Source organism: Streptomyces sp. NBC_01237, from assembly GCF_035917275.1.
GTDB lineage: Bacteria > Actinomycetota > Actinomycetes > Streptomycetales > Streptomycetaceae > Streptomyces.
In genome coordinates, this window is record NZ_CP108508.1 from 6618290 (window position 1) to 6633176 (window position 14887).

At 71.9% G+C, this 14887-nt stretch carries 12 protein-coding genes and 1 pseudogene; 7 read left to right on the top strand and 6 right to left on the bottom strand.

The window, feature by feature from the left end:
• Positions 1–86: 86 nt before the first annotated feature.
• From rlmN to OG251_RS29610, 4 genes are all read left to right on the top strand, one after another.
• Positions 87–1193 (top strand): 23S rRNA (adenine(2503)-C(2))-methyltransferase RlmN, encoded by a 1107-nt coding sequence (rlmN, locus tag OG251_RS29595; protein WP_266802412.1) that lies wholly within the window; start codon positions 87–89, stop codon positions 1191–1193.
• A 239-nt stretch (positions 1194–1432) separates the two neighbouring features.
• The gene (locus OG251_RS29600) at positions 1433–2533 is read left to right on the top strand and encodes a thiamine ABC transporter substrate-binding protein (RefSeq protein WP_326679955.1); all 1101 of its coding nucleotides are present in this window, start codon (positions 1433–1435) and stop codon (positions 2531–2533) included.
• Positions 2534–2628: 95 nt separating this feature from the next.
• Positions 2629–4242: an ABC transporter permease gene (locus tag OG251_RS29605; protein WP_326679956.1), complete on the top strand. Its 1614-nt coding sequence runs from the start codon at positions 2629–2631 to the stop codon at positions 4240–4242.
• Positions 4243–4265: 23 nt separating this feature from the next.
• Entirely contained in the window at positions 4266–5291 is a 1026-nt protein-coding gene (locus OG251_RS29610) for an ABC transporter ATP-binding protein (RefSeq protein ID WP_326679957.1), read from the top strand.
• A 31-nt stretch (positions 5292–5322) separates the two neighbouring features.
• Here OG251_RS29610 and OG251_RS29615 read toward each other — a convergent pair whose 3' ends face one another.
• On the bottom strand, positions 5323–5991 hold the full coding sequence (locus OG251_RS29615) for a response regulator transcription factor (RefSeq protein WP_326679958.1): 669 nt from the start codon (positions 5989–5991) through the stop codon (positions 5323–5325).
• Entirely contained in the window at positions 5985–7259 is a 1275-nt protein-coding gene (locus tag OG251_RS29620) for a sensor histidine kinase (RefSeq protein WP_326679959.1), read from the bottom strand. The genes OG251_RS29615 and OG251_RS29620 overlap by 7 nt, the downstream gene beginning before the upstream one ends.
• A 142-nt stretch (positions 7260–7401) precedes the next feature.
• Between OG251_RS29620 and OG251_RS29625 the strand changes: the two genes are divergently transcribed.
• The 3 genes from OG251_RS29625 to OG251_RS29635 all read left to right on the top strand — a co-directional run bounded on the left by OG251_RS29625 (position 7402) and on the right by OG251_RS29635 (position 10698).
• Complete coding sequence (locus OG251_RS29625) at positions 7402–8832, top strand: hypothetical protein (RefSeq protein WP_326679960.1); 1431 nt, start codon at positions 7402–7404, stop codon at positions 8830–8832.
• The gene (locus tag OG251_RS29630) at positions 8829–9977 is read left to right on the top strand and encodes a glycosyltransferase family 4 protein (RefSeq protein WP_326679961.1); all 1149 of its coding nucleotides are present in this window, start codon (positions 8829–8831) and stop codon (positions 9975–9977) included. Before OG251_RS29625 ends, OG251_RS29630 begins: the two co-directional genes overlap by 4 nt.
• 271 nt (positions 9978–10248) lie before the next feature.
• A complete protein-coding gene (locus OG251_RS29635) occupies positions 10249–10698 on the top strand; it encodes an SRPBCC family protein (protein ID WP_326679962.1) in 450 nt (149 codons plus the stop codon).
• A gap of 142 nt (positions 10699–10840) precedes the next feature.
• Here the strand turns inward: OG251_RS29635 and OG251_RS29640 are convergent, their stop codons facing one another.
• The 4 genes and pseudogenes from OG251_RS29640 to OG251_RS29655 form a co-directional block, all read right to left on the bottom strand.
• A complete protein-coding gene (locus tag OG251_RS29640; RefSeq protein WP_326679963.1) occupies positions 10841–12016 on the bottom strand; it encodes a hypothetical protein in 1176 nt (391 codons plus the stop codon).
• A pseudogene (locus tag OG251_RS29645) lies at positions 11998–12651 on the bottom strand (ABC transporter ATP-binding protein); the annotation flags it as partial. The gene OG251_RS29640 and the pseudogene OG251_RS29645, both read right to left, overlap by 19 nt.
• Before the next feature lie 301 nt (positions 12652–12952).
• Complete coding sequence (locus tag OG251_RS29650) at positions 12953–14332, bottom strand: aspartate aminotransferase family protein (protein WP_326679965.1); 1380 nt, start codon at positions 14330–14332, stop codon at positions 12953–12955.
• Entirely contained in the window at positions 14317–14808 is a 492-nt protein-coding gene (locus tag OG251_RS29655) for an Lrp/AsnC family transcriptional regulator (protein WP_187281839.1), read from the bottom strand. The genes OG251_RS29650 and OG251_RS29655 overlap by 16 nt, the downstream gene beginning before the upstream one ends.
• Positions 14809–14887: the final 79 nt, after the last annotated feature.

Genomic DNA, 14887 nt, shown 5'->3' on the forward strand with positions numbered 1-14887 from the left:
GTTTGACCTGCGATTTCTACGAGTGAGGGTCCGTTGTCCACAGGGCGGCGGGCCCTCACCCGTCTGTCTGCGACACTGGATGAACCATGCCTAAGCCCGGAGAACTCACTTTCGTCGCGCCCCGCGGAGCCAAGAAGCCGCCGCGGCACCTCGCCGACCTCACGCCCGCAGAGCGCAAGGAAGCAGTCGCCGCGATCGGCGAGAAGCCGTTCCGCGCCCAGCAGCTCTCGCAGCACTACTTCGCGCGGTACGCGCACGACCCGGCGGAGTGGACCAACATTCCCGCCGCGTCGCGGGACAGGCTCGCCGAGGCGATGTTCCCGGATCTGATGACCGTGGTCCGGCACATCAGCTGCGACGACGACACCACCCGCAAGACGCTGTGGAAGCTGCACGACGGGACGCTCGTCGAGTCCGTTCTGATGCGCTATCCCGAGCGCGTGACGATGTGCATCTCCTCGCAGGCCGGCTGCGGGATGAACTGCCCGTTCTGCGCGACCGGGCAGGCCGGGCTCGACCGCAATCTGTCGACCGCCGAGATCGTGCACCAGATCGTGGACGGCATGCGGGCGCTGCGCGACGGCGATGTTCCGGGTGGCCCCGCCAGGCTCTCCAACATCGTCTTCATGGGCATGGGTGAGCCGCTGGCCAACTACAAGCGGGTCGTCGGCGCGATCCGACGGCTGACCGACCCCGAGCCGGACGGCCTCGGGCTCTCGCAGCGCGGGATCACCGTCTCGACCGTGGGTCTGGTTCCGGCCATGCTCCGCTTCGCCGACGAGGGCTTCAAGTGCCGTCTCGCCGTGTCGCTGCACGCTCCGGACGACGAGCTGCGCGACACCCTCGTCCCGGTGAACACCCGCTGGAAGGTCCGCGAGGTGCTGGACGCCTCATGGGAGTACGCCGAGAAGTCCGGCCGCCGCATCTCCATCGAGTACGCGCTGATCCGTGACATCAACGACCAGGCCTGGCGGGGTGACCTGCTCGGCCGACTCCTCAAGGGCAAGCGGGTACACGTCAACCTGATCCCGCTGAACCCGACGCCCGGCTCCAAGTGGACCGCCTCGCGGCCCGAGGACGAGAAGGCGTTCGTCGAGGCCATCGCCGCCCATGGCGTACCGGTGACCGTGCGTGACACCCGGGGTCAGGAGATCGACGGGGCCTGCGGGCAGCTGGCCGCCTCCGAGCGCTGAGGCCGGAAAACGCCCGTGTAGCCTGGGACCGAAATCAACTTCATATTCCGACAGGGGAGCGCCACAGCGCTGAGAGTGCGGCACCGAGGACAGGTTGGCCGCAGACCCTCTGAACCTCGCCCGGGTCATTCCGGGTAGGAAGTTCGGTCATTACTCAAGCTGTTGCGCCCTGCCCGCTTCCGGTTCGTACCGGCGCGGGCAGGGCCGCGTCTCTTCCTGGTCACTCCAGGAGGAATCACATGAACACCATCACGAAGTACGCGGCGACGGCTCTCGCCGCGGCCCTCGGAGTCACCGCGCTCGCGGGCTGCGGCAGCTCCGGCGACGCGGGCGCGGGATCCGGCGGTAGGAAGAGTTCCGGCTCCAGGACCGTGACCCTGGTCAGCCACGACTCCTTCAACGCCTCCGATTCCGTGCTCAAGGAGTTCACCGAGGAGTCCGGCTACACGGTCGAGGTGCTGAAGAGCGGCGACGCCGGTGCCGCGCTCAACCAGGAGATCCTGACCAAGGGCTCTCCGCGTGGCGATGTCTTCTTCGGCGTCGACAACACCCTGCTCTCCCGCGCCCTCGACAACGGCCTGTTCACCCCGTACGAGGCGAAGGGCCTGGACCGGGTCGCGGCCGACACCCGGCTGGACGGCAAGCACCGGGTCACACCGGTCGACACCGGCGACATCTGCGTCAACTACGACAAGAAGTACTTCGCCGACAGGAAGCTCGCGCCGCCGCAGTCCTTCGACGACCTGCTGAAGCCCGCGTACAAGAACCTCCTCGTCACCGAGAACGCCGCGACCTCCTCGCCCGGCCTCGGCTTCCTCCTCGGAACCGTTGCCGCCCGGGGCGAGGACGGCTACCAGGACTACTGGAAGAAGCTGAAGGACAACGGGGTCAAGGTCGTCGACGGCTGGGAGCAGGCGTACAACGAGGAGTTCTCCGGCTCCGCGGGAGGAAAGAAGACCAAGGCGGACCGGCCGCTCGTCGTCTCCTACGCCTCCAGCCCGCCGGTCGAGGTGCTGTACGCGAAGCCGCAGCCGGCCGAGGCACCGACCGGGGCCGCCACCGGGACCTGCTTCCGTCAGATCGAGTTCGCCGGGCTGCTGACCGGGGCGAAGAACGAGGCCGGCGGCAAGGCGCTGCTGGACTTCCTGATCAGCAAGACGTTCCAGGAGGACATGCCGCTGAACATGTTCGTGAACCCGGTGGCGAAGGACGCGAAGCTGCCGGAGCTCTTCACGAAGTTCGGCGCGACCGTCGACAGGCCGGCCACCCTGGCCCCGGAGAAGATCGCCAAGAACCGTGAGCAGTGGGTCCAGTCGTGGCACTCGCTCGTCGTGAAGTAGCCAAGCCGGCCGGGGCCGGGCCCCGGCCGCAGTCCCCGTCCGCTGCCGTGCCTCCCGGCGGGGCTCGGCGCGGGAACGCGGTACGGCTCGGTCTGATGGCCGTGCCCGTCGCGTTCTTCGCGCTGTTCTTCGCCTACCCCGTGGCCGCGATCGTCGGCCGCGGGCTGAAGGCCGGGGGCACCTGGCAGTTCGGCCGGATCGGTGAGGTGCTGTCCCGGCCGGACATCCTGGACGTCCTCTGGTTCACCACCTGGCAGGCGCTCGCCTCGACCGCGCTCACCCTGCTCATCGCACTGCCCGGCGCCTATGTGTTCGCCCGCTTCGACTTCCCCGGAAAACAACTGCTGCGGGCGATCGTCACGGTGCCGTTCGTCCTGCCGACCGTGGTCGTCGGTACGGCGTTCCTGGCACTGCTGGGACGCGGCGGATTCCTGGACGAACTGTGGGGCGTCCGGCTCGACACCACCGTATGGGCGATCCTGCTGGCCCATGTCTTCTTCAACTACGCGGTGGTCGTGCGGACCGTCGGCGGACTCTGGTCGCAGCTCGACCCGCGGCAGGAGGAGGCCGCGCGGGTGCTCGGCGCCGGACGGTTCGCCGCCTGGCGCCGGGTGACGCTGCCCGCGCTGGCGCCCGCCGTCGCCGCCGCCGCGCTGATGGTCTTCCTGTTCACCTTCACCTCCTTCGGTGTCGTACAGATCCTCGGTGGTCCCGCCTACTCCACCCTGGAGGTGGAGATCTACCGGCAGACCGCGCAGCTGCTCGATCTGCCGACGGCCGCCGTGCTGACCCTGGTGCAGTTCGCGGCGGTCGGCGCGATCCTCGGCGTGCACGCCTGGACGGTGCGGCGCCGGGAGACCGCGCTGAAGCTCGTCGACCCCGCACAGACCGCACGCCGTCCGCGCGGTGCCGGACAGCGGGCGCTGCTCGGCGGGGTACTGCTGACCGTCCTGCTGCTGATCCTGCTCCCGCTCGGGGTGCTGGTGGAGCGCTCGTTCGACGGGCCCGGCGGTTACGGCTTCGGCTACTACCGGGCGCTCCAGTCCGCCGGGGCGAGCGGCTCCACGTTCCTGGTCGCCCCGCTCGAAGCGATCGGGAACTCCCTTCGGTACGCGCTCGTCGCGACCGTCATCGCCCTGGTCGTCGGCGGGCTGGCCGCGGCCGCGCTGACCCGGCGGGCGGGGCGGCTGGTGCGCGGCTTCGACGCGTTGCTGATGCTCCCGCTCGGGGTGTCCGCCGTCACCGTCGGCTTCGGATTCCTGATCACCCTGGACAAGCCGCCGCTCGACCTGCGGACCTCCTGGATCCTGGTGCCGCTGGCCCAGGCGCTGGTGGGTGTCCCCTTCGTCGTACGGACCATGCTGCCGGTGCTGCGCGCGGTGGACGGACGGCTGCGCGAGGCGGCGGCGGTGCTCGGCGCCTCTCCGCTGCGGGCGTGGCGCGAGGTCGATCTGCCCCTGGTGCGCAGGGCGGTGCTCGTCGCGGCGGGCTTCGCCTTCGCGGTGTCGCTCGGCGAATTCGGGGCGACCGTCTTCATCGCGCGGCCCGACAACCCGACGCTGCCGGTCGCGGTGGCGCGGCTGCTGGGGCGGTCCGGGGAACTGAACTACGGGCAGGCGATGGCCCTCAGCACCATTCTGATGCTCGTGTGCGCGGTGTCGCTGCTGCTCCTCGAACGCATCCGCACCGATCGATCCGGGGAGTTCTGAGTGATGGCTGGGGAGTTCTGCGCATGCTGAGGCTGGAAGCGGCCACGGTCCGGTTCGGGAAGAGGGCTGCCCTGGACACCGTGGATCTGGAGGTCGCCGACCACGAGATCGTGTGTGTCCTCGGACCGAGCGGCAGCGGGAAGTCCACCCTGCTGCGGGTCGTCGCCGGGTTGCAGGCGATGGACGGCGGCAGGGTGCTGCTGGACGGGGCCGACCAGCAGGGGGTGCCCGTGCACCGGCGCGGGCTCGGGCTGATGTTCCAGGACCACCAGCTGTTCCCGCACCGCGACGTCGGCGCCAATGTGGGCTTCGGGCTGCGGATGCACGGGTCCGGCCGCGTCGAGACGGGCCGCGAGGTGGCGGAACTCCTTGATCTGGTGGGCCTGCCCGGGGCGGAGCGCCGTGCGGTCGCCGCGCTGTCCGGCGGTGAGCAGCAGCGTGTCGCCCTCGCCCGCGCGCTCGCCCCGCGCCCGAAACTGCTGATGCTGGACGAGCCGCTGGGCCAGTTGGACCGCAGTCTGCGCGAACGCCTCGTGGTCGAACTGCGCACGCTGTTCGGCCGCTTGGGCACGACGGTGCTGGCCGTCACCCACGATCAGGGCGAGGCATTCGCGCTCGCAGACCGGGTCGTCGTCATGCGGGACGGCCGGATCGCCCAGGTGGGTACGCCGTTGGAGGTCTGGCAGCGGCCCGCCTCCGCTTTCGTCGCCCGGTTCCTGGGCTTCGACAACGTGGTGGACGCGACGGTGACCGGCACGGCCGCCGGCACGGCGTGGGGCAAGGTGCCGGTGCCCGAGGGTTCGCCCCAGGGCCGGTGCGACCTGCTGGTCCGTCCCGCAGGCGTACGGATCGGCGCCCCGGAGGACGGGTTGCGCTGCACGGTCGGGGTGCGGACGTTCCGCGGGAACCATGTCGCGGTGCGGCTGCGGCCCGACGACGGACCGGAGCTGGAGGCGGAGTGCGCCCTGCGGGACACCCCGCCGGAGGGTGCGGTCGTGGGCGTCGGTTTCGACGCGGCGGAGACGGTGGTCCTGGCTCAGGAGGGGTGACGGACCGCTGCCCCTGCGGGCAGGGGCGGCCTCACGCGGGGCCCGTACCGGCGACGACCAGGCCCAGTTCGTACGCCAGGATCACCGCCTGTGCCCGGTCCCGCAGCTCCATTTTCGTGAAGAGCCGGTTGATATGGGTCTTGACCGTGTGGTCCGTGATGGTGAGCCGTTCGGCGATGTCCCCGTTCGACAGGCCCTGCGCGATCAGCACGAGTACTTCGGCCTCTCGGGCCGTGAGGCCATCGACATCGCGGACCGGGGGAGCACTCACCCGCTGCCGGGTGAACTCCGCGATGAGCCGTCCGGTGATCTCGGGGGCGAGCAGCGCATGGCCGTCGGCCACCACCCGTACGGCATGGAGCAGTTCGGGAAAAGTCGCGTCCTTCAGCAGGAAGCCGCTCGCCCCCGCGGCCAGTGCGTCGTACACATACTCGTCCAGGCCGAACGTCGTCAGCATCAGCGCTCGGGTGGCACCTTCCGAGGCGGCGACGATCTCCCGGGCCGCCTCGATACCGTTCAGCCGGGGCATGCGGATGTCCAGCAGCACCAGATCGGGCCGGTGTTCGGCGGCGCCCCGGACGGCCTGCTCCCCGTCCTCGGCCTCGCCCACCACCTCGATGTCCTCCTGCGTGCTCAGCAGATTGGAGAAGGCGGTCCGTACGACCGCCTGGTCGTCGGCCACCAGTACCCGGATCACCACGGCAGTTCCGCCTCCACGAGAAAGCCACCGGCGGGACCCCGGCCGGTGGTGAGCCGGCCGCCGAGCAGGGCGGCCCGCTCGCCCATGCCCACCAGACCATGGCCGTTGCCGCGGTCGGCCGTTGCCGGGACGGGTCCCGGTCCGTCGTCGCTGACCCGGACCGTCAGCAGGCCCGGCCGGTAGCCGATCTCCACGACCGCATGGGCCCCCGGCGCGTGACGGCGGGTGTTCGTCAGGGCCTCCTGCGCGATCCGGTACGCCGACAGCTCCCAGGAGGCGGGCAGCGGTATCGCCTCGCCGCTGATGTGCAGTTCGGCCGTGCCCCCCACCGCGCGGTGCTGGTCCAGCAGCTCGCCGATGCCGGCCAGCGACGGCTGCGGCGCGGTCAGTGCCGCGGTCGCCTTCTCCGTCCGCAGCACCCCCAGCAGCCTGCGCAGCTCCGTCATCGAGGACCGGGCCGTCCCGGCGATCTGCTGGAAGGCGTCGCGGGCCTGCGGGGAGAGATCCGGTGTCGTGTACGTCGCGCTCTCGGCCTGCACCGCGATCATCGAGACCGAGTGGGCGACCATGTCGTGCAACTCCCGGGCGATGGCGGCCCGTTCCGCCTCGGCCGCCTGGCGCCGCTCCATCGCCAGCAGCCGGGACTGGGCGGCGGCCCGCTCGTGCCGCGTCTCCTCGCGGGCCCGGACCGCGTCCCCCATACTCACCGCCCCCAGGATCGCCACCGTCAGCGCCATCGTCTCGGCGTACAGCCCGAGGCTGAAGCGGTCGCTGCCCTGGAGCGCGGGCAGCCCCGGGGAGCCGGCGCGCGCCCAGCGGTCGATGTGGACGAGATTGACGGTGAGCGAGGCCAGCGCCCCGCCGAGCACGAGCAGCGCCGGATGCTGCACACGGTGCCGCCCCAGGGTGTAGCAGCCGATCAGCGCACCGGCCACCGTCGCGTACGCCATGTTGCCGTCGGTCGCGAAACTGAGCAGCGCCGCACCGACCGTCAGGAGGCCGACGGCGGGCCGGGAACCGCGCCACATCAGCGACGCCGTGCAGACCAGCACGCCGAAGGAGGTGATGGCCGAGCCCGGTACGACGACCAGCTCCCCCAGCGCGAAGAGGGTCAGCGCGGCTCCGGTCAGCCAGGGGTACGCGGGCGCCGCCGACCAGCGGCGCACCCGCTGCCGAATCCGGTCCCGGGCTCGCTGCCGTACCCGCGGGGAAGGGGCGCGGGCCGTGGGCGGGTGCGGGGCCGGGGCGGCGGGGGTCGTGCGGCTCATACGGTGATTCTTCGGCACCACCGGGTGGAGACGCATCGGAGCACGGGTGGAATTCCCCGTCCCGTCTCATGCCACGGGTTGAGTCCGAAGACCGGATGGTGGTGTGACGCCCGGTGACCAGGCCGTTCCTAGCCTCGGATGCATGGGCGCAGCAGCATTCTTCATGGGGGTCGACCGGGTCCGGTCCGGTGCACGGAGCCGTGTTCGGCCGCGGAGCCATGTCCGTACACGGCGTTGGGGGCGTGCCGGGATCGGGGTGTACGACGGTCCCGGGTGGTGGACGTTCTGTGCCGTCGCCGCCCTGGGGCTCGCGGCCTTCTCCGCACTCACCCCCCACCGCGTCTGGGGAGTGACGAGCGCGGCCGGATATCTGGCCGCGGCCTGGCTGTGCGCCCGCGGCCGCGGCGTCCGGACGGTCGTCGCGGTGGCCGCGGCCGGCTCCGCGGTCCTGCCGCTGCTGGTGCTCGTCGTCCTGGGCCGCGCACAGCTGGAGGTCGAGGTCGTCGCTCGCTCGGCGGGCCTCCTGCTGTCGGAGGGGACCCCGTACAGCGCACTGCCCACGGGGGTGGAGGACTTCAATCCGTACCTCCCCGGCATGGCGGCCTTCGGTCTGCCGCAAGCGCTGCTCGGGGCGTCGCCGGCCACCGATCCGCGACTGTGGATGGGCGCCGCCTTCATCGGCGCGTTCGCGCTCGCCCTCCCGGCGGGGCGGGGGCGGTGGCCGTACGTGGGGTGGCTCGCCGCCTGTCCCCTGGTCGCCCTGCCGCTCGCCGTCGGCGGCGTCGACCTGCCCGTCGCGGGGCTGATGTGTCTGGGGCTCGCGCAGGCGGGGCGGGGCAGGGCCGGGCGCGCCGGGCTGGTGCTCGGTCTGGCCGCCGCCCTCAAGTGGACGGCCTGGCCCGCCCTGCCGGTCGCCGTGGTGCTCCTGGCGGTGATGCGCCGGGCACCGGGGGCGCACCGGGAACCCGTCCTACGCGGGACGGGCGCCGCACGGCGGACACCCGGCACGCGCCAGGGGCCCGCTGCGTGCCGGGCAGCGGGGGCGGGGCCGTTCGCCGCGCTGCGCTGCGGGGCCGCCGCGGTGGTCACCGCCGTGGCGCTCGTCCTTCCGGCGGCCCTCCGTGATCCCGGCGCCTTCCACGCCCATGTCGTCGCCTTCCCGCTCGGCCTCACCGACGCGGTCTCCAGCGCGGCCAGCCCTCTGCCGGGCCATCTGCTCGCCACCTACGTGCCGGGCGGCCGGACCCTCGCCGTCCTGCTGCTCGCCGCGAGCGCCCTGCTGGTGTGCGTCTCCCTGCTCGTACGCCCCCCGAGGACGGCGTCCGCCGCCGCGCTGCGGCTCGCGCTCGGGCTGCTGCCGGCCATCGCGTTCATGCCGGCCACCCGCTTCGGGTACCTCGTGCACCCGCTGGTCCTCGCCGTGTGGGCAGCCACTCGCACCATGCCCGGCCGCGCCACGCTCCTGCGCACCGCGCGCCTCCGCACCACCGCCGCGCGCCTACGCACCACCGTGATCCGCTCCCGCACCACCACCGCGCCCCTCCACCGGCCCGTACGAAAGGTCCTCCGTTGACCCGCCGCCGCACCCTTGTCGTCACCAACGACTTCCCGCCGCGCCAGGGCGGCATAGAGACCTTCGTCCACGCCATGACCAGCCGCTTTCCCGCCGACTCCGTTGTCGTCCACACCTCCGCCGAACCCGGCTCCGCCGCCCACGACGCGGCGCTCCCGTACCCGGTGGTCCGCGATCCGGCCCGGATGCTGCTGCCCACCGCGCGCGTCGCCGACCGGTCCGTCGAGCTCGCCCGGCGCCACGGCTGCGACAGCGTGTGGTTCGGGGCAGCCGCTCCGCTCGGCCTGATGGCGGACCGGCTGCGCCGCGGGGCCGGGGTGCGGCGGGCCGTCGCCACCACCCACGGCCATGAGGTGTGGTGGGCCCGCACGCCGGGCGCCCGCTCCCTGCTGCGCCTGATCGGGGCCCGTACCGATGCCCTGACCTACCTCGGCGCGGCCACCAGGGCGCCGATCGCCGCCGCGGTCGGCCCCGCCGCCGCCGGCCGGATGGTGCGCCTCGCGCCGGGCGTCGACCCCGAGGCGTTCCGGGTGCGGCAGGGGGAGCGGCACGGCCCCGGCAGCGTCCGGGAACGCTACGGGCTGGGCGACCGTCCGGTGATCCTGTGCGCCGCCAGGCTCGTCCCGCGCAAGGGCCAGGACACGCTGATCCGGGCCCTGCCCGCCGTGCGGCGGGCGGTTCCCGGAGCCGTGCTCCTGCTGACCGGAGACGGACCGTACGCCCGCTCCCTGCACCGTCTGGCCGGGGCCGTCGGGGTCGGGGACGCCGTGATCATGGCGGGCGGTCAGCCCCACGCGGCGATGCCGGACCACTACGCGGCCGCCGACGTCTTCGCGATGCCCTGCCGTACGCGCCGCCGCGGCCTGGAGGTCGAAGGGCTCGGCATCGTCTTCCTGGAAGCCGCCGCCGCGGGGCTGCCCGTCCTCGTCGGCGATTCGGGCGGTGCGCCGGACACCGTGCGCGACGGGGAGACGGGGCATCTTGTCGACGGCAGGGACATCCCGGCCGTGGCCGCCCGGCTCGTCGGACTGCTGCGGGACCGCGGGGCGGCGACGGCGATGGGGGAGAAGGGCCGGGCCTGGGTGCGCCAGGAGTGGGGGTGGGACCAGGCCTACGACACGCTCGCGGCGCTCCTTCATTCGTAATCACGAGTGACCGGGTGTGACCAGATGTGATCGGCTCGTCCCTCCATAACCGCCCTCACCGCTTCTGGCCGCTCCACAGCCCTGCAAGGCCACGCACCACCACGAGCCACGAGCCACCACCAAGAGCCACCAGCCATGAGCCGTGAGGCCCCGAGCAGCGCACGCCTGCCTGTCGCGACAGGCAGGCGTGCGCCGTGCAAGCTGGAGGCGGTACCTCATGGGCGCGTCCGAGCACCACGGGTACCGGAGCGACTTCGGAAGGACCGCGACCATGAGCGACTCGGCCCGCGAGGGCATCGACATCACCCGCGTCTTCGAGGCTCCGAGGGAACGCGTCTTCGAGGCGTGGACGACCCCCGAGGACTTCGCGGCCTGGTACGGCGCCGACGCGGAGGTGCCGCTCGACCGGGTGTCGATGGATGTCCGGCCCGGCGGCGCCTGGAGCCTGGTCATCGTGGTGCCGGGCACCGAGATGCCCTTCCACGGGGTCTACCGCGAGGTGATCGCCCCCGAGCGCCTGGTCTTCACGCTCAAGGACGCCTCGGCACCCCCCGGCATCGAGGGCGAAGTCGTGACCGCCACCTTCACCGAGCTCGGCGACCGGTCGACCGAGGTGGTCTTCCGGCAGCGCGGCGGCAATCTCACGGCGGAGCAGTACGCGGCGGCCGAGGACGGCTGGGAGGCGTTCTTCGACACGCTGGCCCACCACTTGGTGCTCTGAAACCGCCGGCCGGGGGCTCCGGCGCCCGCGCGCTCCGGCGCCCGCGTGTATCCCGACGCCGGACGTCAGGCCTTCCACCGCTGTCCGGCGCACCGCCCCGCACACCACCCGACCGGACGCCGCCGGCCTCGCCCGTCACGGGTCAGCTCGTCAGCGGCAGTGCTGCCAGCTCCGCGATCACCCAGGTCAGCGGGGCGAACACGATCAGCAGCACCCCCGCGCGCAGCGCGGTGGCGGATCGCAGTGCCGAGGCCGGGGCGCCCATCCTGAGCAGTGCGTCGGCCGTCCGGGCGCGGGCCTGTTTGGCCTCCAGCGCCGAAGTCAGCAGGGTCGCCGTCGTGCAGCCGAGGACGAGGACCGCCCCGAGCGCGGTCAGCGGACCGAAGGAGTGCGGGCCCGACCCGTACAGCGTCGCTGCCGCGATCACCGCGGAGAGCACCGCGCAGACGATACCGAGGGGACGGCCGATCCGGCGCGCCTCGTCCATCAGGACCCGGCCCGCCAGCAGGCGTACGGCGCCGGGGCGCACCGCCTGGAGCAGCCGCCCGCAGAGGTGGGTGAGCCCGGGCCCGGCCATGGCCAGGCCGATCGCGGTGAGGGTCCAGCCCGCCAGGACCGCGGCCGGGGTGGAGTCGAGCCTGCCGGGCAGTGGGAACGCGCTGCCCGCCGAGCCCCGGCTGGTGTACGCCTCGACCGCGAGCCCGGCGGCCGTCAGCGCCACGCCCCAAGGCAGCCCGGCGGGCGTCGGCGCCGGGTCCGGTGCTTCCGGTGCCTCGAACGCCTCGAAGGTCTCGGGTGTCGTCGCCGACGGCCGGGCCCGCAGTGCGAGCGCACTCGCCGTCGCCGAGGCCACCGGTACCAGGGCCAGCAGCGTGAGCGCTGCGGCGAGCGGCAACGGGGCTTCCGCGCCGAGGAGTTCCGCGGCGCCGCCGTCGAACGGGAGCCCCGTCAGATCGCCGCGCAGGTGCAGGAAGAGGAGCAGGGCCACCATCGAGCCGAGCGTGGTGGACACGGCCGTCGAGACCGCGGCGAGCACGGAGAGCTTGACCGGGCCGAGGCCGACGGCGGAGAGCCCGGAGCGCGGGCGGGTGCTCGGGTCCGTACGGGCCACCGCGACCGCGAACTGCACGGCGGCCACCAACGGTACGAAGCACCACAGCAGCCGGAGCACCGAGGCGGCGGCGTGCGCCGGGTGCCCGGAGGCGTACCCCAGGGTGCACAGCAGCAGGAAGCCGACCCCGGCCGACGCGGCGGCGACCAGCAGCCGCCGCACCAGCACCAGCGGATGGGTACCGCGGGTCAGACGGAGAGCGAGCACGCCGAGCGGCCTTCCGTATCCGATACGGCGGGCAGAGTGACGGTGGCGACGCGGCGGCCGTCCAGCAGCGGGACGATGCGGTCGGCGAGGTCGGCGATCTCGACGTCGTGGGTGGCCAGGACGACCGTGATGCCGTGCGAGCGGGCAGCCGTGGTGAGGGTGCGCAGGAGCTGGGTGCGGTCGGCCCGGTGCAGCGTCGCGGTCGGCTCGTCGGCGAAGATCACGGACGGTGACGCCGCCAGGGCCCGGGCGACGGAGATCCGCTGGCGCTGTGCCTGGAGCAGGGCGTGCGGGCGCTTCCTGGCGACCACGCCGATGTCGAGGCGGTCCAGCCACTCCAGCGCGGTCTTCTTGGCCGCCCGGTGCGAGACACCGCGCAGCAGCAGCGGGAGGGCCGCGTTCTCCCAGGTGGTCAGCTCGGGGACGAGCTGCGGGTCGGAGGCGATCCAGCCGAAGCGGTCGCGCCGCAGCCGCTCGCGGAGCCTGGGGCCCATGGTGTGCACGGGGACGCTGTTGAACCACACCTCGCCCTGCTGGGGCACCAGCTGACCGGAGAGGCAGCGCAGCAGGGTCGACTTCCCGCTGCCGCGCGGGCCGGTCACGGCCAGGACCTCGCCGTCGCGGATGCCGAGGGAGACACCGCCGAGGCCGGGCGAGCCGTTGTGGGAGTGGTGCAGGGAACGCGCCCAGATCACGTCGTTGTCCGGCGGGGCCACCATGGCGTACACCTCGGTTCAGATCAGTTTTCCCGTTCCCCCGTACGGGGGAACGAAGACGCGGCCGATCGGTCACTGGGCACCGTAGGTAGTCGGACCGGGGTGTGCGCACAGCACGCGGCCCGGATGCGCCGCTTCTCACTCGAAAGGGCTCATCCGGGCCGCGTGGACCGTATGAAATGACCGCCGGATGATGATCATCCGGTGGGCGTGGCGTCGGTCAGAGCTTCGTCCACGCCTCCGTCAGGACGGTCCTCAGGACGCCCTCGATCTCGTCGAACGTCGACTGGTCGGAGATCAGCGGCGGCGCGAGCTGGATGACCGGGTCGCCGCGGTCGTCGGCCCGGCAGTACAGACCGTTGTCGTACAGCGCCTTGGAGAGGAAGCCGTACAGGACGCGCTCGGTCTCCTCGTCGGTGAAGGTCTCCTTGGTGACCTTGTCCTTCACGAGCTCGATGCCGTAGAAGAAGCCGTTGCCGCGGACGTCGCCGACGATCGGCAGGTCGTGCAGCTTCTGCAGCGTCGTCAGGAACGCGTTCTCGTTGTCGAGGACGTGCTGGTTGAGGCCCTCGCGCTCGAAGATGTCGAGGTTGGCGAGGCCGACCGCGGCGGAGACCGGGTGGCCGCCGAAGGTGTAGCCGTGCAGGAAGGTGTTGCCGCCCTGGTAGAACGGCTCCGCGATCCGGTCCGAGACGATGCAGGCTCCTATCGGGGAGTACCCGGAGGTCATGCCCTTGGCGCAGGTGATCATGTCCGGCACGTAGCCGAACTTGTCGCAGGCGAACATTGTGCCGAGCCGGCCGAAGGCGCAGATGACCTCGTCGGAGACGAGCAGCACGTCGTACTTGTCGCAGATCTCGCGGACCCGCTGGAAGTATCCGGGCGGCGGCGGGAAGCAGCCGCCGGCGTTCTGCACGGGCTCCAGGAACACCGCGGCGACGGTCTCCGGGCCCTCGAAGAGGATCTCCTGCTCGATCTGGTCGGCGGCCCAGCGGCCGAAGGCCACCGGGTCGTCACCGAAGAGCGGGGCGCGGTAGATGTTGGTGTTCGGCACCTTGTGCGCGCCGGGGACCAGCGGCTCGAAGGGGGCCTTCAGGGCCGGCAGACCGGTGATCGACAGGGCGCCCTGCGGGGTGCCGTGGTAGGCGACGGCGCGCGAGATGACCTTGTACTTGGTCGGCTTGCCCTGGAGCTTGAAGTACTGCTTGGCCAGCTTCCAGGCGGTCTCGACGGCCTCGCCGCCACCGGTGGTGAAGAAGACCTTGTTGAGGTCGCCCGGCGCGTAGTCGGCCAGCCGCTCGGCCAGCTCGACGGCCTTCGGGTGGGCGTAGGACCACACCGGGAAGAAGGCCAGCTCCTGCGCCTGCTTGTACGCCGTCTCGGCGAGCTCGTGACGGCCGTGACCGGCGTTGACCACGAACAGGCCGGAGAGGCCGTCGAGGTACCGCTTGCCCTGGTCGTCGTAGATGTAGGTGCCCTCACCCCGCACGATGGTGGGAACGGGGGCGTTCTCGTAGTCCGACATGCGGGTGAAGTGCATCCACAGGTGGTCGTACGCGGTTCGGCTGAGGTCCTTGCTCACGGCTATCGGGTTCCCCACATATAGGTCTGCTTCTTGAGCTTGAGGTAGACGAAGCTCTCGGTGGAGCGAACGCCGGGTATGGCCCGGATGCGCTTGTTGATCGTCTCCAGCAGGTGGTCGTCGTCCTCGCAGACGATCTCCACCATCAGGTCGAACGAGCCCGCGGTCATCACCACGTACTCGCACTCGGCCATGGCCGACAGGGCCTCTGCCACGGGGTCGAGGTCGCCCTCGACGTTGATGCCGACCATCGCCTGCCGCCGCAGGCCCACGGTGAGCGGGTCCGTGACGGCGACGATCTGCATCACGCCCTGATCGAGCAGCTTCTGGACGCGCTGGCGCACGGCGGCTTCGGAGAGGCCGACGGCCTTGCCGATCGCGGCGTACGGACGACGCCCGTCCTCCTGGAGCTGCTCGATGATTGCGAGGGAGACGGCATCGACCGCTGGGGACGATCCGTTCCCTGTCCTGGAGTCTGCGCTGCGACTGGCCACGAACTCACTCTGCACCGAGACTCGTCTGTCTCGCAACCCCAAATCGATGAAATTCGTTGTTTGAGGGTCTGGATCTCAC